Annotated in this window: 19 protein-coding genes and 1 tRNA gene; 16 read left to right on the forward strand and 4 right to left on the reverse strand. The window is 59.4% G+C overall.

Going from position 1 to position 16,886, the window contains the following annotated elements:
• The first annotated feature begins 2 nt into the window (after positions 1–2).
• The 5 genes from AC1RBR_RS07045 to AC1RBR_RS07065 all read left to right on the forward strand — a co-directional run bounded on the left by AC1RBR_RS07045 (position 3) and on the right by AC1RBR_RS07065 (position 2,792).
• The gene (locus AC1RBR_RS07045) at positions 3–764 is read left to right on the forward strand and encodes an MBL fold metallo-hydrolase (RefSeq protein WP_095138542.1); all 762 of its coding nucleotides are present in this window, start codon (positions 3–5) and stop codon (positions 762–764) included.
• 28 nt (positions 765–792) lie between these two features.
• Complete coding sequence (purC, locus tag AC1RBR_RS07050; protein ID WP_007963288.1) at positions 793–1,506, forward strand: phosphoribosylaminoimidazolesuccinocarboxamide synthase; 714 nt, start codon at positions 793–795, stop codon at positions 1,504–1,506.
• Between the two features lie 83 nt (positions 1,507–1,589).
• Positions 1,590–1,679 (forward strand) — tRNA-Ser (locus AC1RBR_RS07055).
• A 202-nt stretch (positions 1,680–1,881) separates the two neighbouring features.
• Entirely contained in the window at positions 1,882–2,613 is a 732-nt protein-coding gene (locus tag AC1RBR_RS07060; RefSeq protein WP_492563599.1) for a zeta toxin family protein, read from the forward strand.
• Complete coding sequence (locus tag AC1RBR_RS07065; RefSeq protein ID WP_115986163.1) at positions 2,610–2,792, forward strand: hypothetical protein; 183 nt, start codon at positions 2,610–2,612, stop codon at positions 2,790–2,792. Before AC1RBR_RS07060 ends, AC1RBR_RS07065 begins: the two co-directional genes overlap by 4 nt.
• Before the next feature lie 132 nt (positions 2,793–2,924).
• On the opposite strand, the gene AC1RBR_RS07070 is transcribed toward AC1RBR_RS07065, so the two are convergent.
• A complete protein-coding gene (locus AC1RBR_RS07070; RefSeq protein WP_007963291.1) occupies positions 2,925–3,116 on the reverse strand; it encodes a YegP family protein in 192 nt (63 codons plus the stop codon).
• Between the two features lie 276 nt (positions 3,117–3,392).
• Between AC1RBR_RS07070 and AC1RBR_RS07075 the strand changes: the two genes are divergently transcribed.
• The 6 genes from AC1RBR_RS07075 (at position 3,393) to AC1RBR_RS07100 (ending at position 9,083) form a co-directional block, all read left to right on the forward strand.
• Positions 3,393–4,358, forward strand: a complete 966-nt coding sequence (locus AC1RBR_RS07075; RefSeq protein ID WP_443533213.1) for a glycosyltransferase family 2 protein — start codon at positions 3,393–3,395, stop codon at positions 4,356–4,358.
• 3 nt (positions 4,359–4,361) lie between these two features.
• Positions 4,362–5,072 (forward strand): class I SAM-dependent methyltransferase, encoded by a 711-nt coding sequence (locus AC1RBR_RS07080; protein WP_492563602.1) that lies wholly within the window; start codon positions 4,362–4,364, stop codon positions 5,070–5,072.
• Complete coding sequence (locus AC1RBR_RS07085; protein ID WP_492563604.1) at positions 5,069–5,455, forward strand: GtrA family protein; 387 nt, start codon at positions 5,069–5,071, stop codon at positions 5,453–5,455. Before AC1RBR_RS07080 ends, AC1RBR_RS07085 begins: the two co-directional genes overlap by 4 nt.
• A complete protein-coding gene (locus tag AC1RBR_RS07090; RefSeq protein WP_492563606.1) occupies positions 5,452–7,536 on the forward strand; it encodes a DUF6311 domain-containing protein in 2,085 nt (694 codons plus the stop codon). The genes AC1RBR_RS07085 and AC1RBR_RS07090 overlap by 4 nt, the downstream gene beginning before the upstream one ends.
• An 89-nt stretch (positions 7,537–7,625) precedes the next feature.
• Positions 7,626–8,546 (forward strand): LysR substrate-binding domain-containing protein, encoded by a 921-nt coding sequence (locus tag AC1RBR_RS07095; RefSeq protein WP_481396698.1) that lies wholly within the window; start codon positions 7,626–7,628, stop codon positions 8,544–8,546.
• Between the two features lie 171 nt (positions 8,547–8,717).
• Entirely contained in the window at positions 8,718–9,083 is a 366-nt protein-coding gene (locus AC1RBR_RS07100; protein ID WP_095138550.1) for a 5-carboxymethyl-2-hydroxymuconate Delta-isomerase, read from the forward strand.
• Positions 9,084–9,086: 3 nt separating this feature from the next.
• On the opposite strand, the gene AC1RBR_RS07105 is transcribed toward AC1RBR_RS07100, so the two are convergent.
• A complete protein-coding gene (locus AC1RBR_RS07105; RefSeq protein ID WP_492563608.1) occupies positions 9,087–10,022 on the reverse strand; it encodes a LysR family transcriptional regulator in 936 nt (311 codons plus the stop codon).
• 200 nt (positions 10,023–10,222) lie between these two features.
• Entirely contained in the window at positions 10,223–11,404 is a 1,182-nt protein-coding gene (locus AC1RBR_RS07110) for a cyanate transporter (protein WP_492563609.1), read from the reverse strand.
• Positions 11,405–11,741: 337 nt separating this feature from the next.
• Between AC1RBR_RS07110 and rnd the strand changes: the two genes are divergently transcribed.
• The 3 genes from rnd (at position 11,742) to AC1RBR_RS07125 (ending at position 14,216) form a co-directional block, all read left to right on the forward strand.
• Complete coding sequence (gene rnd, locus AC1RBR_RS07115; protein WP_492563611.1) at positions 11,742–12,875, forward strand: ribonuclease D; 1,134 nt, start codon at positions 11,742–11,744, stop codon at positions 12,873–12,875.
• A complete protein-coding gene (locus AC1RBR_RS07120; protein WP_095138552.1) occupies positions 12,872–13,165 on the forward strand; it encodes a YcgL domain-containing protein in 294 nt (97 codons plus the stop codon). The genes rnd and AC1RBR_RS07120 overlap by 4 nt, the downstream gene beginning before the upstream one ends.
• 118 nt (positions 13,166–13,283) lie before the next feature.
• Entirely contained in the window at positions 13,284–14,216 is a 933-nt protein-coding gene (locus AC1RBR_RS07125) for a D-2-hydroxyacid dehydrogenase (RefSeq protein ID WP_492563612.1), read from the forward strand.
• Positions 14,217–14,340: 124 nt separating this feature from the next.
• On the opposite strand, the gene AC1RBR_RS07130 is transcribed toward AC1RBR_RS07125, so the two are convergent.
• Positions 14,341–14,934 carry a nitroreductase family protein gene (locus AC1RBR_RS07130; RefSeq protein WP_492563613.1) on the reverse strand — a complete coding sequence of 198 codons (594 nt, stop codon included), beginning with the start codon at positions 14,932–14,934 and terminating at the stop codon, positions 14,341–14,343.
• Between the two features lie 165 nt (positions 14,935–15,099).
• On the opposite strand from AC1RBR_RS07130, the gene AC1RBR_RS07135 reads away from it, so the two are divergent.
• Entirely contained in the window at positions 15,100–15,549 is a 450-nt protein-coding gene (locus tag AC1RBR_RS07135) for a YcgN family cysteine cluster protein (protein ID WP_027614519.1), read from the forward strand.
• Between the two features lie 35 nt (positions 15,550–15,584).
• Positions 15,585–16,814, forward strand: coding sequence for a hypothetical protein (locus tag AC1RBR_RS07140; protein ID WP_492563614.1), 1,230 nt, complete (start codon positions 15,585–15,587; stop codon positions 16,812–16,814).
• Positions 16,815–16,886 lie beyond the last annotated feature (72 nt).

Here is a 16,886-nt window from a genome sequence, read left to right on the forward strand (position 1 = left end):
ACATGCGCTTTGCCGTTCTCGGCAGCGGTAGCCAAGGGAACGGCACGCTGATCGCCAGCGCTGATACGTATGTGCTGGTGGATTGTGGTTTTTCCCTGCGGGAAACCGAAAAACGCCTGTTGCGCCTGGGTGTTCACCCGGCGCAACTGAGCGCGATACTCGTAACCCACGAACATGCCGACCACGTGCATGGCGTGGGTTTGCTGTCTCGGCGCTACAATCTACCGGTCTACCTCAGTCGCGGCACACTGCGCGGGATGCGCAAACCGATCGAACCCGCAGGCTTTCTCGCCGGCGGCGAGCAGCTGCAGATCGGCGCACTGAACATCGGGGTCATTGCCGTGGCCCATGATGCGCAAGAGCCGACTCAGTACGTATTCAGTGACAGCGAGCAGCGGCGCTTCGGCCTGCTGACCGACCTGGGTTCCTACTGCGAGCGGGTGCTGGACGGCTATCGGGATCTCGATGCGTTGATGATCGAGTCCAACCACTGCCGCGACATGCTGGCCCGTGGTCATTACCCGTACTTTCTCAAGCAACGGGTGGGCGGCGAGCTGGGACATTTGAACAACCATCAGGCGGCATTCCTGGTGGCCGAGTTGGGGTGGCAGGGCTTGCAGCATCTGGTTCTCGCCCACCTGAGCAGCAAGAACAACCTGCCGCAGCTGGCCCGGCAATGTTTCGTCGATACCCTCGGGTGCGACCCGGACTGGCTGCAACTGGCCGATCAAGATTCAGGGCTCGACTGGCGCCATATCGCCTAGCCCATCTACTTAGCAAGCGGAGCCCATCATGGAAAAACGTGAAGAACTCTACCGCGGCAAAGCCAAATCGGTTTACAAGACCGACGACGCTGACCGCTTGATCCTGCTGTTTCGCAACGACACCTCGGCGTTCGACGGCAAGCGCATCGAGCAGCTCGACCGCAAAGGCATGGTGAACAACAAGTTCAACGCCTTCATCATGCAGAAACTCGAAGCGGCCGGCATTCCGACCCAATTCGACAAACTGCTCGGCGACAACGAGTGCCTGGTGAAGAAGCTGGACATGATCCCGGTCGAGTGTGTCGTGCGTAACTACGCCGCTGGCAGCCTGGTAAAACGTCTGGGCGTCGAAGAGGGCATGAAGCTCAACCCGTACACCTTCGAACTGTTCCTGAAGGACGACGCCAAGGGCGACCCGTTCATCAACGAATCCCACGTCGTGGCATTCGGCTGGGGCACCGCCGAGCAACTGGCACGCATGAAAGAACTGTCGCTCAAGGTCAACGAAGTCCTGAGCAAACTGTTCGACGACGCAGGCCTCTTGCTGGTCGACTTCAAGCTTGAATTCGGCGTGTTCAGCGACGGCTCGATCGTCCTGGGCGACGAGTTCAGCCCGGACGGCTGCCGTCTGTGGGACAAGGACACCAAGAAGAAAATGGACAAGGACCGCTTCCGTCAGGGCCTCGGTGACGTCATCGAAGCCTACGAAGAAGTCGCCAATCGTCTGGGTGTACCGCTTTAATCGACGCAAGCATCTGATAGCACGAGAAATTTTGCGAAAGAGGGTTTGCTTTCGGCAAAAGTGTTGTTATGATGCGCGCCGTTGGAGAGATGCCAGAGTGGCCGAATGGGACGGATTCGAAATCCGTTGTACCTTCACCGGTACCTAGGGTTCGAATCCCTATCTCTCCGCCATACATAGAAAAAGCCCCGTAGCTGAAAAGCTACGGGGCTTTTTTGTTTCTGTTGAAAAAATGCGATAGCAGGGCGATGAGTTGTGCGTGCCCTTTGGTGACTGAGTCCATTGTTGTCACGGAAGGATACTTTTTTGTTTTTATGCTGGATGTGTTCGTGCTCATGAGGGGTGGTAGATTCAGTTCACTTTAGGGAGAAACCGATGACATCACTGGAGCAGGGCATATCTGAACGCGCATTAGCCTTTGCCAAAGCCAATCGCACCCGCATCGCGCGTGAAGTTGCGTGTTTGACCAGGCATCCACGAGAGGATCACCCTGTGTCAGTTTTCATGGCTGGTTCTCCGGGAGCGGGGAAAACGGAAGTATCCAAAGCGTTTATCAATGTGATCGGGGCTGGCGGCTCACGTGCACTGAGGATCGACCCGGATGACTTCAGGGGGTTCTTTGCTGAATACAGTGGAAATAACTCCAGCCTTTTTCAGCGAGCGGTAACAGCCATAGTCGAGCGGACTCTTGATTTGGTCTATCAGCAAGACCAGTCATTTTTGCTGGATGGGACGCTAGCTAATCCAGAGGTCGCGAGAAGAAAAATTCTGCGCTCCATTGATAGAAAAAATAGATCTGTACAGATCATTTACGTTTATCAACGGCCCGAGTTAGCGTGGGAATTTGTTCTTGCGCGTGAGGAAACGGAGGGGCGAAACATTCCATGCCGCGAGTTTGTGAGGCAGTTTTATGCTGCAAAAGCATCTGTCTGTGAGTTGAAGCGAGAGTTGGGCGATTCGTTGCAGGTGGATGTGATCCTTAAAAACACGGATGGCGGGAATGCTGACATTGGTATCAACCTTTCAGCTGATGAAATTGACCGGTTCGTTAACCAGCCCTATGATCAGAACGAACTGGAATGTATTTTGAACGGAGTAGCCTTATGAAAGGCGAAAGCGACGAAATCAAGGAAAAAGCATTATCGACCCCGATGTCGGCTTTTTTTCATGCTGGGTCCATAGAAGAAAGACGTGAAGCGTATCTTGTTGCAGCAAATGAAGCGATTGAGATGCAAAAAGCGATAATTCGGACTGCCAAAAAGATTAAATTAGAGTCTTCCAAGTAAAGTCGTAAGACTTCCGGTCTAAAAGCCCAGCGTTATTGCTGGGCTTTTTCATTTTCAGGAAAAAAATACCTGATCGGCCTCCGATTTGCGTGGTTCTGAAGCCGGCCCGCTCGGGAGAACGAACCGCACCGCTTAAATTTCCTTCACCGGTGTCTCCCCCTGCACACCCTTGATCAACTCGATCACATGTAAACAATCAGCCTTGTTCACATACGACTCGCCACTGGCAATCGTCTCGTGGTTCCCCGCCCGCAGTCTCCAGCGCCATTGGCCTTTGCCGGTGCTCGGGGTGCCTCGGGATTGCCTGTAGATCTCGAAATACATTCAGTTCGCTCCTTGCGATGGTGTTTGCGACAACCTGTGTGGCGCATCGTCGCAAGCCTAGCGGAGCGAGTTTTTTTCGCTATCGGGCATTTGTTTCCAATCGTTGGCAGATGTTTCTGAAGAGTGCGGGCCAGAGCGCACGCATTGACGTCTGGATTGGCCAGAATGTCGCCACTTCCACCTTGCAAGGCTATCGACGCTACTGCTTAATACGGGACGGCTCATGGCGTCGAAAATGCTTCGACGACCGACAAACACTATAAAAAGAGCATTCCCTTGACTGAGCATGGAACAGCACAGGCCACACGGGTCACGTTATCGCTGGTTGTCCCGGTTTTTAACGAGGAGGACAGTCTCGACGCGTTCATTCTGCGCCTCGATGAAGTCTTCCAGCACCAGGCCTCAATTGCTCTGGAGCTGGTGTTCGTCAATGACGGCAGTTCCGATGCCACGCTTGAGCGGCTGTTGGAGCGCCAGTTGCGCGACTCGCGGCTGCGCATTGTCGATCTGAGTCGCAACTTCGGTAAAGAGGCGGCGTTGTCTGCGGGATTGCAGATCGCCACCGGGCAGATCGTCGTCCCCATCGACGTCGATCTGCAGGACCCGCCCGAAATCATTCTGCAAATGATCGAGCGATGGCGCGAGGGCTATGAAGTCGTGCTCGGTCATCGCGTCAGCCGCCGCAGCGATACGTGGGCCAAGCAGACTTCGGCGCATTGGTTCTATCGTTTGCACAACAAGATCGCCGAACAACCATTGCCGGAAAACGTCGGTGATTTTCGCCTGATGGACCGTTGTGTGGTCGATGCCTTGCTGACCTTGCCCGAGTCCCGGCGCTTTATGAAAGGCCTGTTCGCCTGGGTCGGTTTTCGCACCACCCACGTTGATTACGAGCGGCCCGAGCGCGTGGCGGGGCAGAGCAAGTTCAACGGTTGGCGGCTGTGGAATTTTGCTCTGGAAGGCATCACCAGTTTCAGTACCGAACCGCTGCGGATCTGGACGTACATCGGCGCGGCGGTGTCGCTGGTATCTTTTGCCTTTGCCATTTTTATCGTGTTGCGCACGCTGATCCACGGCGTCGACATGCCCGGTTATGCCTCGTTGATGGTAGCCGTGACGTTCCTCGGTGGCCTGCAGTTGATTGGCATCGGCGTGCTCGGCGAGTACCTGGGTCGCACTTACATCGAATCCAAACGCCGGCCGATTTTTCTGGTGCGTCGCGTCTACGACCCCAAGGACTGAAACATGGATCTCAAGGAAACCGACATCCTCGGCGACAGCATCGGTGAGCATTGGTATTACTGCTCCAAAGCGGCTGCGACGCGTCGTCTGCTCGGTGATGCACCGATCACGCGGATTCTCGACGTGGGCGCCGGGTCGGGGTTTTTCTCGCACCACCTGCTGACGCAAACCTCGGCGCAGGAGGCGTGGTGCGTCGATATCAGCTACCCCGCCGATTCCGATGCGACCACGGTTGGCAAACCGGTGTATTACCGCCGCGATATCGACGCCATCGATGCGGATCTGGTGCTGCTCATGGACGTGCTGGAGCATGTCGACGACGACCTTGGGCTACTCAAGGCCTACGTCGATAAAGTGCCGTCCGGCAGCCGCTTCCTGATGACCGTGCCGGCGTTCCAGTTCCTGTGGAGCGGGCATGACGACTTCCTCGAACACAAGCGCCGCTACACCCTGCCGCAGTTTGAAACCCTGGCCCGTGATGCCGGTTTGACTGTGCAGCGTGGTGCCTACTATTTCGGTGCGGTGTTTCCGATCGCCGCGGCATTGCGTTTGCTGCCCAAAGGCCCGCAGGCCGCAGTACCGCAGTCTCAACTCAAACGCCATCATCCGTTGGTCAACGGCGTGCTCAAGACCCTCTGCAGCCTTGAACTGCCGCTGATGGGCATGAATCGCCTGGCCGGTCTGAGCGTTTTCGTGCTGGCGCGTAAGCCGTGATCTCAGCCGACCGATCGGCGTTGGTCCAGCGTGGTTTGCGCTTTGCCGTGACCGGTCTGTTCGTCACCGCACTGCATGCGCTGGTGGCGGTGCTGTTCATCAACTTCGTCGCGCCGCAACCGCCGTTGGCCAACGGGGTGGCATTTGCTGTGGCGACGGTGGTGTCCTATGTGATCAACACCACCTGGAGTTTTTCGGCCCGTTTGCATGGCAAAACCTTGCTGCGCTTCATGCTGGTTTCCTGCGGTGGATTCTTGCTGGCGATGTTGGTTGCGTGGGCGGCGCAACTCGCTGGACTGCACTATTTGCTGGGCATCGGCGCGGTGGCACTGATCATCCCGGCATTCACCTTTGTGCTGCATAACTTCTGGACGTATCGATGAAGGGCTTGAACAAGCACCCGTCCTTGGCGCTGTTGCCGATCCTGCTGGGAGCGCTGGCGTTTTTTCTGGTGATCGGCCCGCGTGCCCTCGATCCGCAAAACATTGCCTGGCTCAAGGACGGCGACCCGGCAACGCACTATCTGGGCTGGGTATTCTTTCGTCATTCGCCCTGGACTTTTCCCCTCGGGCTGAACCCGTCCTATGGGATGGAACTGGGCAGCTCGATCATTTTTTCCGATTCCAATCCGCTGCTGGCGCTGCTGTTCAAACCGTTTAATGGCTGGTTGCCGGAGACGTTCCAGTATTTCGGTTTATGGCTGCTGGCGTGTTTTATTCTGCAGGCCTGGTTTGCCTGGAAGCTGCTCGGACTGATCACCGACAATCCCGTGTTGCGCCTGCTCGGTGCCGGGCTGCTGGTGTTTTCGCCGCCGATGTTTCTGCGTACCGGTGGTCATCTTTCGCTGGTCGGGCATTTCCTGATTCTTGCGGCGCTGTATCTGGCCTTGCATCCGGCGCTGCCGCGACGACGCTTGGCGTGGGGCGGTTTGCTCGCCGCGACAGCACTGGTCCATGCCTATCTGCTGGGGATGGTAGCGCTGATCTGGGTGGCGGATCTGTTGGGCAAGTTGTGGGCCGGCAAGTTGAGTCGACGTCAGGTGCTGATCGAGCTGGTCAGTTTGTTCGCGCTGGTGAGCGTGTGCTGCTGGCAGGCGGGGTATTTCAGTATTACCGATGGGGCGGCGGGCGGCGGTTTCGGCTTTTATCGAATGAACCTGTTGTCGTTGGTGGATCCAGACGGTTGGTCATTTGTCTTGCCGGGCATCCCCAAGGGCGGCGGTGATTACGAAGGCTTCAACTACCTCGGACTGGGTGTCCTGCTGCTAGTGCCAGTGGCGGCAATCGGCTGGTCCAGAAGTGGTATCTCGTTGAAGGCTTTGTTGTGCAGTCGCCCGTTCCTGTTGTTGGCGTTCGTTGGATTGACGTTGTTTGCCCTGTCGAATCAGATCGGTATCGGCTTGCATACTTTCGGCTATCCGCTCCCCAAGTTCGCGCTGCGTGTGGCGAGTATTTTTCGCGCTTCAGGACGCATGTTCTGGCCGGTGTTCTACGCCATCGTGATATTGCTCACCTACCTGGTGGTGCGCGGTTATCGGCCGCGTATCGCCATGGGGCTGCTGGCGCTGGCGTTGGTGGTGCAAGTCGCCGATAGCCGAATCGCCTGGGCCGGTTTGAGAGCGGCGAAAATGCTGCCCGAATCCTCGGCCTGGGCCAGCCCGATGCATGATCCGTTCTGGGCCATTGCGGCGGCGCACTACAAGAGCATCCGCGCCGTGATGCCGAAAAATCAGCCTGATCAGTGGCAGGCGATTGCCGATTTCGCCGCCACCCACGGGCTGAAAACCGATGCGGCTTACCTGGGCCGTACGAGCCCCAAGGCGCTGGACATGCTGCTGCGCACGACGCAAAGCCAGCTCGCCAGCGGCCAGTACGACAGCGATTCGCTGTACCTCCTCGATGACGATGCGCTGGAGCTGGCGGTAAAGAGCATTCACAGCGACACCGATCTGTTGACCCGCGTCGACGACTTTGTCGTGTTGGCCCCAGGCTGGAAACGTTGCAATCAATGCCTGGCGATGGTCGACCAGGGGCGGGCGCTGTCATCGATACCCTTGAGCCAGCCGGGACTGGTGCAAACGTTCAACCGCAGCACTCGACAATTGGTCAAAGGCTGGTCCACCCCGGAAGCCTGGGGCACCTGGAGTGATGGACAGGATGCGGAACTGCTGCTGCGTGTTGCCCCCGGGTCGCATGCGCTGGTGATCGAGGCGCTGGCCTTTGCCATGCCGCCGAACCTCAGTCAGCGGGTGATCGTCAGCATCAATGGGGTCGAGGCATTGTCGACGCGTCTGACTGAGGTGCAGGGCAATCGGCTGGAAATACCGCTCAGCGCAGCGCAGGTGGCCGAGGAATATCTGAATGTCCGATTGCATCTGCCCGATGCAGTCAGCCCGAAAACACTGGGCTTCAATGACGATGCGCGAGTCATGGGGCTGGGCTTGAAAACCCTGACGGTACAGTGAAATTGTCCAACAAACCGCCAATCGTCTGATAGACGTCAGTCCCAAGGACTTCATACACTGCCGGCAGTCTGGGGAGCGGGGGGCAATGGATGAATCGAAATGAACTACGCAAGGCCGACATCAACCTGATGGTGGTGTTCGAGACCTTGATGCTCGAACGCAACGTGACCCGGGCGGCGGAGAAACTGTTTCTCGGCCAGCCGACCATCAGCTCGGCACTCAATCGCTTGCGCGCGATGTTCAATGATCCGCTGTTCATCCGCGTCGGCCATCGCATGGAGCCGACTGCCCGGGCCGAAGAACTGTTCAAGTACCTGTCGCCAGCGCTCGACTCGCTGTCGGTGGCTCTGAGTCTGACTCACGATTTCGATCCGGCCGTGAGCAACATGACGTTTCGTATCGGCCTGTCCGATGACGTCGAATTCGGCCTGCTGCCACCGTTGCTGCGGGCATTGCGCCAGGAAGCACCGAGCGTGGTGTTCGTGGTGCAGCACGTCGACTACTGGCGCATCCCCGATCTGCTGGCCGCCGGCGACATCACCGTCGGCATCAGCCAGACCCGAGGTTTGCCAGCCAATGCCAAGCGCAAACTGCTGCGGCATATCCAGCCAAGCATCCTGCGCGCCGATGCCTCGGACTCGCCGCTGACCCTCGACGAATACTGTTCACGCCCGCACGTACTGGTGTCGCACACGGCCAACATCAGCGGCTATGCCGATGAGTGGCTGGCGGAAATCGGCCGCACCCGGCATGTGGTGTTGTCGGTGCCGCAATACAGTGCGCTGCCGGCATTGCTGGCCGGTACCGACCTGATCGCCAGCCTGCCGGACTACACCGCCGAAGCCATGGCTGCCTCCGGGCTGTTGTTCAAGGAACCGTTTCCGTTCAAGACGCCGATGCTGGATCTGTCGATGGTCTGGCTCAGTCACGTCGACAGCGATCCGGCCGAGCGCTGGCTGCGTTCGCGGCTTGAAACGTTCATGAGTGAACGGCCGCTGACCGCGCCCTGAATCCCACCACAAATCTCCCCTGTGAGAGCAAGCCTGCTCGCGAAAGCGCAGTGTCAGACAACATTGATGTGACTGACACACCCTCATCGCGAGCAGGCAAAAACCCGCACGGGAGTAGGGCGGTGCTGTGGTATATGTACGACCTTTCTGCCGACTGACTGGAGCATCCCCATGCCACACCTGCACATGGAATACACCGCCAACTTGCCGCAGTTGAACGCTGATGTGGCGTTGATCCGCCTCAACAACGCCCTGGTGGGTTCCGGTCAGTTCGCCGCCGAGTTCGATATCAAGAGCCGGGCGGTGAAGGTCGAGACCTTCAAGGTCGGTACCGGTATGGGTGAGCGCGCTTTCGTCCATGTGAAGCTGGCGCTGCTCAGCGGTCGTTCGCCGCAGATCAAGAAGCAGCTCTCGGATAGCTTGCTGGCGGTGTTGCAGGATTTGTGCGAGTGGCCGGCCGGGGTCGAAGTGCAGCTTTGCGTGGAGTTGCTCGATATCGACCGCGACTCCTACACCAAGACCGCCATCGGCGTGTAGGACTCAGGCCGCATCCAGCTCACTGCACACTTTGATCACCTGCTCGCGCAGCCAGACGTTGGCGCTGTCCTGATCGACGCTCTGGCTCCACTGCATGTCGAGGGTGAACCCCGGCAGGCCGTTCGGTGCCTCGCAGTGATTGAACACCGCGTCGTTGGTCAGCAGGCGCTGGATGCGCCGGGGCAGGGTGAGGATGAAGTCGGTGCCGGTGATCATCTTCAATGCCGCGCTGTAACTGTTGGAGCGCGCGACGATCTGCCGTTTCTGCGCCTGACGCGCCAGCCAGCCATCGACCATGTTGGTGGTGGAAGTCCACGGTGTCGGGAACACATGGCGCCGTTCGGTGAAGGCCTGCAGGCTCAGGCGCGGCTCCAGCGGTGTTGCGCGTTTGTCGAAGACACAGACCAGATCGTCCTCCAGCAGCATTCGCGATTTCAGGTCGGTGTGGCTGCGGTGGAAGTTGGGGCCGAAGCAGATCACCAGATCGAGGCTGCCGTCGCGCAGTTCGTCGGCGGGCACGTCGGTCTCGAACTTGTGCATGTTGACCACCACCGGCAAATCGTCGAAGTCGAAACGCTTCAACAGGCGCGGCAGCACCAGTTGCTCGAAGTATTCCGGGGCACAGATATTGAAGGTCACTGCTTGCCGGGTCGGATCGAAGGCCGGGGCGCCGGCGTGGCACAGGTTGATGCTTTCGAGGATCTTCTGCACATGGCCGTACATGGTGCCGGCCTTGTAGGTGGGACGCATGCCCGTGCGGGTGTTGATGAACAACTCGTCTTCGAAACTGGTGCGCAATTTTTTCAGGCAATAGCTGACAGTGGACTGGCTGACGCACAGCGTCTCCGAGACATCCGTGACGCTGCTTTGCTCATACACGGCGATAAACACCATGAGATCCTGCATGTCGAGCTTTCGAAGCAAGTTACTGTTCAGCATCCGTTCCGTCCCGCTGTGCTCCTTGCGCTGAATCCGCGCAAACGTGTGCGCATGATCGTAGCGGAACGATGGTGCCAGGACAAAGCCCTGTAGGACGTTTCAGTGTCAGTTGTGGGACAGAAAGTTTTAGGAACACGACGCCGTTAAATAAACCGGCAAAAGATGGCAACAGGCCTCTAGCCCGGTAACGGCATTCAGCTTCAACGGAAGTGTCGGGCGTAATGCCGAGGGTCAAAGCGCAGCACTATCAGCAACATCACCACCATGACCGCAGTCAGCGACCACCAGGCCCATTCGAAGCTGCCGAGACGGTCGCGGATGATTCCGGCCAGCAGCGGCGAAAGCCCGGCGATCAGGTAGCCGATGCCTTGCACAAACGCGGTCAGGCTGCCGGCGCGCTGCGGGTTGTCGAGGTGATCGAGCGAGACAATCAGACTCATCGGGAACAAGCCACCAATCCCCAGCCCCAGCAGGCATGGCCATAACAGGCTGAGGTGTTGCGGGCTGAGGATCAGTCCGCAGAAGCCGCCGATGATCAACAGCAGCAACGCTGCGAGGACGGTACGGCGATCACGGCTGCGATTGGCGATGGCCGGCGTCACCAGCCCGGATATCACCTCCATGGCGGTCAGAAAGCCCAGCAGCAGACCGGCGTGCTGTTCGCTCCAGCCCTGTTCCACGTAGTACGGCGCCAGCCAGGCGAGCACGCAGGTGTAGGACGCCGTGCCGAGGCCGAAGAAGAGGGCGAGCAACCAGGCTCGAGAATTGCGCGTGAAGGACTCTTTTCCTACAGGCGTGTTGTGGATGGATGATGGGGTCGACTGTGTCCACCAGACCAGCAACGCGAGCACGGCCAGTCCTGCCCAGATCGCCAGCCCGGTGCGCCAACTGCCGGTCTGCCCCATTACCAGCGGCGAGAATGAGGCGGCCAGCGCGGCGCCGCCCATGATTGACGTGACATACAGGCCCATGCACAGCGCCACGTTATCGGGGAAGCGTGATTTGATCAGCGCCGGCATCAGCGCCTGAATCAAGGCGATGCCAAGCCCCGCCAGCACCGCGCTGCCAATCAATTGCGGCGCCGAATCGAGCCACAGCCGCGACAGCGTCGCCAGCCCGATAATCAGCAACGACAGGATCACCGTGCGCTGCTCGCCCAGGCGTCGGCTGATGCCTATGCCGAAAAACATCGCCAGCCCCATCGCCATCACCGGCAGCATGGTCAGCAGCGAGGCCGCGCTGAAACTCAGCGGGATATCGCCACGAATCGCCGACAACAATGGCCCGACAGCTGCCATGGACGGGCGCAGATTGAGCGCGACGAGGATGATGCCCAGCATCAGCCAGACAGCGGGGCGGGAGGTGGCACGGACGTTTTCCATCGGCAGACTCTGGATTGCGGAGGCTGTCGATTAAGCGGCGCGCAGCACTTATCGGCAAATCAGATTTCCCCAGTACTATTTAAAAACTAAATAACACTCCCCTGTGTAGGAGCTGCCGAAGGCTGCGATCTTTTGACGTTGGTTTTTAAAAACAAGATCAAAAGATCGCAGCCTTCGGCAGCTCCTACACGGGGAGGTTCGGATCCCTCGTGCTGACCACGCTGTAAGACTATTCTTTTTTTCTGGCAGGACATTTCGTTACAGCTCTGGCCCAGCGCAGGCGCGTAAAACGCCGGCGGCGATATATACTGCGCGCCATTCTTCAAGGGAGAGCCGTGTGGCTATCGATATTCACTGGATTCGCGACAACGAAAGCCTCGCGCAGTTTTGCGCCGAGTGGCAGCAGCTGCCGTTCGTTGCCCTCGACACCGAATTCATGCGGGTCGACACCTTCTACCCGATTGCCGGTTTGCTGCAGGTCGGCGACGGCAAACGCGCCTACCTGATCGATCCGCTGACCATCGACGCCTGGCAACCGCTGGCGGCGTTGCTGGAAAATCCGGCGGTGTTGAAAGTCCTGCACGCCTGCAGCGAAGACCTCGAAGTGCTGCTGCGCCTGACCGGCAGCCTGCCGGCGCCGTTGTTCGACACGCAACTGGCGGCGGCCTACCTGAACCTCGGGTTCTCAATGGGCTATTCGCGGCTGGTGCAGGAAGTGCTGGGCATTGAGTTGCCGAAGGGCGAAACCCGTTCCGACTGGTTGCAGCGTCCACTTTCCGACACACAAATCAGCTATGCCGCTGAAGACGCAGTGCATCTGGCGGAAGTTTTCGTACAGCTGCGGCCGAAGCTGTCCGACGACAAGTTCGCCTGGGTGTTGGAGGATGGCGCCGAACTGGTGGCCAACCTGCGCCGCGAGACCGATCCGTACGAGGTCTATCGCGAAGCCAAACTGGCGTGGAAACTGTCCCGTGCGCAACTGGCGGTGCTGCGTGAACTGTGCGCCTGGCGCGAAAAAGAAGCGCGTGCCCGTGATCTGCCGCGCAACCGCATCGTCCGTGAACACTCGCTGTGGCCGCTGGCCCGCACGCAACCGGACAACCTCGCCGCGCTGGGCAAGATCGAAGACATGCACCCGCGTACCGTGCGTCAGGACGGCCAGTTTTTGCTTGATCTGATCAAGCGCTCTGGCAGTGTGGGGCCTGATCAGTGGCCGCCGGCGGTGCCGGAACCATTGCCGGTCGAAGCGGCGGCGCTTATCAAGCAACTGCGCGCCCTCGGCCAGGTCGAAGCCGAACGCCTGGGCATCGCCCCGGAACTGATGCTGCGCAAGAAAACCCTCGAAGCGCTGGTCAAAAGCGGCTTCCCCGAGGGCCCTTATCAATTGCCTGAGTCGCTGCGTGGCTGGCGCCGCGAACTCATGGGCCAGATGCTGCTCGACAGCCTGGCCACCGCCGGAGAACAGCCTTGAAACGTATTTGCTCCATTTACCAAAGCTCCAAGCGAAGCGGAATGTACCTGTATGTGCTCAAGAGCGATGCTCTGGAGCGTGTGCCGGAACCCCTGATGCTGGCGTTCGGCAAGCCGAAGCATTCCTTCGATCTGGTGCTGTCGCCTGAGCGCAAGCTGGCCAGCGAGGACATCACCGTGGTCCTGGAAAACCTCGACAAGCAGGGCTATCACCTGCAGATGCCGCCGGCCGAGGACGAGTACATCGAACACCTGCCCGAAGAATTGCTGCGACGCAACGACCCGGTCTGATCTGCGAGGCCCTGTTCTGGGCCTCTTGCCACCCTGGAACTGTTTTTACGGCGACGACCGCCACGAAGGAGCGCGACTCCTTCGGCGGTTGCCTGCACGGTTTGCGAAAGGTTTGAAAATGCGCGTTCTGATTGCTGAACACGACCACGCGGTGTACGCCCGGCTGCTGCGTCAGGCGGCCCCCGAACTTGAAGTACTGACCAGTGGCGACTCCGCCGAACTGACCCGTCAGGCGGCCGATTGCCCTGTGTGGCTGGGGCAGCCGGATCTGCTGGCTACCCTGCTGCGTCAGGGCCATCAGCCGCAATGGCTGCAATCGACCTGGGCCGGCATCACGCCGCTGCTCGCCGACGGCTTGCGCCGCGATTACCGCCTGACCCGCGCGGTGGGCATCTTCGGTCAGGTGATGGCCGAATACGTGCTGACCTACATGCTCGGCCACGAGCGGGAAGTGCTGGCGCGTCTGGTCAGCCAGGTCGAGCGCAAGTGGGACAACCGCACCGGCCAGAGTCTGGTCGGGCGCAAGGTGCTGATCGTCGGCACCGGCGATATCGGCCAGAGCGTGGCGCAGTTTCTGTTGCCGTTCGGTGTCGAGTTGTACGGCATCGCCAGCAGCGCGCGCGAGCAGGCGCCGTTCGTCGAAGTCGGCTCGATGGCGGATCTGCCACGGCTGGTGGGCGCGGTCGATTACGTGGTCAACCTGCTGCCGAATACCGCGCACACCCACGACATTTATGACGCGGCGCTGTTCAAGCAATTCAAGCCGACCGGGTTGTTCATCAACGTCGGACGCGGCGTGGCGGTGGTTGATGCGGATCTGGTGGAAGCCCTGAAGGAAGGGCATCTGGCTGGTGCGGTGATCGACGTTTGCCGTCAGGAGCCGTTGCCGCAACGCCATCCGTTCTGGACTGCCTGGGGCCTGCTGCTGACCGGACACAGCTCGGCACCGACGTCGCCGGCGCTGATGGTGCAGTTGTTCGTCGAAAACCTGAAGGCGTATCAGGCGGGAGAAGCGTTGCGCGGGGAAGTGGATTTCAACCGCGGATATTAAATCCACCGCGATAACTGTAGGAGTGAGCCTGCTCGCGATGAGGGTGTGTCAGTCGACATTAATGTTGTCTGACACTACGCCATCGCGAGCAGGCTCACTCCTACAGTGGTTTTTGCATGGTGGCTTAGAGGGTGAAGTTGCCTTCCGCCACCAGCTCGCTCAGCGGACGACGCGGGCTCGGCACTTCACGAGCTTGCAGGTATTCGGCCAGGGTCGCCTTGTCACCCAGCTTGCCGATAGCGACCGCCGCATGCAGCGCATAACCTTCAGGAATATTCAGCTCCTTGCGGGTCAGCTCCTGATCGAAACCGGCCATGCCGTGGGTGTGCCAGCCGCTGATGCTCGCTTGCAGCGCCAGGTGGCCCCAGGCCGAACCGGTGTCGAAGGTGTGCCACAGCGCCGGGGATTCTTCGCTGGCACCGGGTGCGGTGAAGGTGGTTTTCGAAATCACGATCACCAGTGCCGAAGCGTGCTGCGCCCAACTGCGGTTGAATTCGTTGAGCAGACCCAGGAAACGCTCCCAGTTCGGCGTGTCGCGACGCGCATAGAGGAAGCGCCACGGTTGCGAGTTGTAGGCCGACGGCGCCCAGCGTGCGGCTTCGAAAAAACTCAGCAGGGTTTCTTCCGGGATCGTTTCGCCGGTGAAGGCGCGGGGCGACCAGCGATCGGTGAACTGCGGGTGAATGGCGTAATCGGCGACGCGAGGGTTGGCACTCATCGAAAGATTCCTTGCTGTGTTTGAGTCATGAATTCGTGGCAAAACCCTACTGGGCGGCGATTCGGCTGACAAGCGCGATTTACCGACAGTCGCCAGCGCTTGGCCCGCAAGGCCTTGGGCACTAGACTGGCGGCCTTTTCACCACCTGATGTTGATGCTTGAGCCATGGCCGCCAAAGTCGAACCGTTCTGGAAACGCAAAACCCTCGAGCAACTGGATCACGAGGAATGGGAATCGCTGTGCGACGGCTGCGGTCTGTGCTGCCTGCAGAAACTCGAAGATGAAGAAGACAACAGCGTCTATTACACGCGTATCGCCTGCAAACTGCTGGACCTGAAAACCTGCCAGTGCAGCGATTACCCGAATCGCATCAAGTTTGTCCCGGACTGTATCCAGCTCACTCCGGGCCAGGCTGAAGAATTCAAATGGCTGCCGCCGACCTGCGGTTATCGTCTGGTCAGCGAAGGCAAGGATCTGCCGCTGTGGCACCACCTGGTGTGCGGCGATCGTGACGCCGTGCACCACGAACGGATTTCCCAGTCCGGGCGCATGCTCGCCGAAGGCAGCGTGCCGGAGGACGACTGGGAAGATCACCTGATTTTCCGGGCTGGTTAAGCAACAAGGGTTCCAGGATTCAACAAGGAGTGTGTATGGCTGGGGGATTGCTGCGGGCATCGCTGATCGGCCTGCTGGCGCTAAGCGCACCAGTGTGGGCGGCAAAGAAAGTCGATCTGGATTACCACGTACGCCTGTTGCCGCAAGGCGATCAGGCCGAAGTGCGCCTGACCCTGGCCAAAGGCGAAGCGGTGCGCAGTCTTGACTTCGACCTCGGCGACGGCAGCCATTACAGCGACTTCAAGGCCGACGGCCAATGGCAACTGACCCCGGGCAAACAGACCCGGGGCCTCTGGCGCCCGATCGGCGACAAGCCCAGCCTGACTTATCGCGTCAGTATCAGCCACGGCCGCAAGGGCGGCAGCTTCGACACGCGCATGACCCCGACCTGGGCGCTGCTGCGCGGTGATGATCTGGTGCCGCCGGCCAAGCTCGATCAGCAAGATGGCGTCGAGCTGGTGTCGCGTCTGCAATTTGAACTGCCCAATGGCTGGCAAAGCGTTGAAACCGCCTGGCCGCGCATCGGCAAGAATAAATTCCGCATCGACAACCCTTCACGCCTGTTCGACCGCCCGACCGGCTGGATGCTCGCCGGTCACCTTGGCAGCCGTCGCACGCGTCTGGGTGAAACCGAAGTCACTGTGGCCTCACCGCAAGGGCAGGGCATGCGTCGCATGGATGTGCTGACCTTGCTGACGTTCGTCTGGCCACAGGTGCAAGCGGTCTATCCCCGGCATCCGAAAAAACTGCTGATCGTCGGCGCCAACGACCCGATGTGGCGCGGCAGCCTCGGTGCGCATGAGTCAATTTACCTGAACACGCGTTTGCCGCTGGTCAGCGAGAGCGGCAGCAGTGCGCTGGTGCGCGAGCTGGCACAGGTGTTCGGGCGGATCAACGACGAGCAGCGCAGCGATTGGATCAGCGAAGGCTTTGCCGAGTACTACGCGATCGAATTGGTGCGGCGTGCCGGGGGCATGAGCGATGAGCGCTATCAGGCGTTGCAGGCGAAGTTGACCAAGGACAGTCAGAAAGTCACGTCTCTGCGCGGCGAGAAGATCAACCAGGCGCAGCTTGCAAAAGCGGTGCTCATGCTGCAGGAACTGGATCGCGAGATTCGTCTGAAGACTCGCAACAAACGTTCGCTGGATGATGTGTTGCGCGGGGCGATGCATCTGGGCACGGTGAGTACCAAGGAATTTGTGCAACTGGCCGAGAGTGTTCTGGGCGAGTCTTCCAAAGTCCTCGATAGCGCGTTACTTCAGTAATACCGCCTTCGCGAGCAAGCCCGCTCCCACCTTTGATCGCATTCCAACTTTCAATGTGGGAGCGGGCTTGCT

It is taken from the genome of Pseudomonas sp. GW823-FHT01D03 (assembly GCF_058798255.1).

Coding starts and splice junctions, on each gene's coding strand:
- AC1RBR_RS07045 (WP_095138542.1), top strand. CDS start 3: ATGCGCTTTGCCGTTCTCGGCAGCGGTAGCCAAGGGAACGGCACGCTG.
- purC (WP_007963288.1), top strand. CDS start 793: ATGGAAAAACGTGAAGAACTCTACCGCGGCAAAGCCAAATCGGTTTAC.
- AC1RBR_RS07060 (WP_492563599.1), top strand. CDS start 1,882: ATGACATCACTGGAGCAGGGCATATCTGAACGCGCATTAGCCTTTGCC.
- AC1RBR_RS07065 (WP_115986163.1), top strand. CDS start 2,610: ATGAAAGGCGAAAGCGACGAAATCAAGGAAAAAGCATTATCGACCCCG.
- AC1RBR_RS07070 (WP_007963291.1), bottom strand. CDS start 3,116: ATGTATTTCGAGATCTACAGGCAATCCCGAGGCACCCCGAGCACCGGC.
- AC1RBR_RS07080 (WP_492563602.1), top strand. CDS start 4,362: ATGGATCTCAAGGAAACCGACATCCTCGGCGACAGCATCGGTGAGCAT.
- AC1RBR_RS07090 (WP_492563606.1), top strand. CDS start 5,452: ATGAAGGGCTTGAACAAGCACCCGTCCTTGGCGCTGTTGCCGATCCTG.
- AC1RBR_RS07095 (WP_481396698.1), top strand. CDS start 7,626: ATGAATCGAAATGAACTACGCAAGGCCGACATCAACCTGATGGTGGTG.
- AC1RBR_RS07100 (WP_095138550.1), top strand. CDS start 8,718: ATGCCACACCTGCACATGGAATACACCGCCAACTTGCCGCAGTTGAAC.
- AC1RBR_RS07105 (WP_492563608.1), bottom strand. CDS start 10,022: ATGCTGAACAGTAACTTGCTTCGAAAGCTCGACATGCAGGATCTCATG.
- AC1RBR_RS07110 (WP_492563609.1), bottom strand. CDS start 11,404: ATGGAAAACGTCCGTGCCACCTCCCGCCCCGCTGTCTGGCTGATGCTG.
- AC1RBR_RS07125 (WP_492563612.1), top strand. CDS start 13,284: ATGCGCGTTCTGATTGCTGAACACGACCACGCGGTGTACGCCCGGCTG.
- AC1RBR_RS07130 (WP_492563613.1), bottom strand. CDS start 14,934: ATGAGTGCCAACCCTCGCGTCGCCGATTACGCCATTCACCCGCAGTTC.
- AC1RBR_RS07135 (WP_027614519.1), top strand. CDS start 15,100: ATGGCCGCCAAAGTCGAACCGTTCTGGAAACGCAAAACCCTCGAGCAA.
- AC1RBR_RS07140 (WP_492563614.1), top strand. CDS start 15,585: ATGGCTGGGGGATTGCTGCGGGCATCGCTGATCGGCCTGCTGGCGCTA.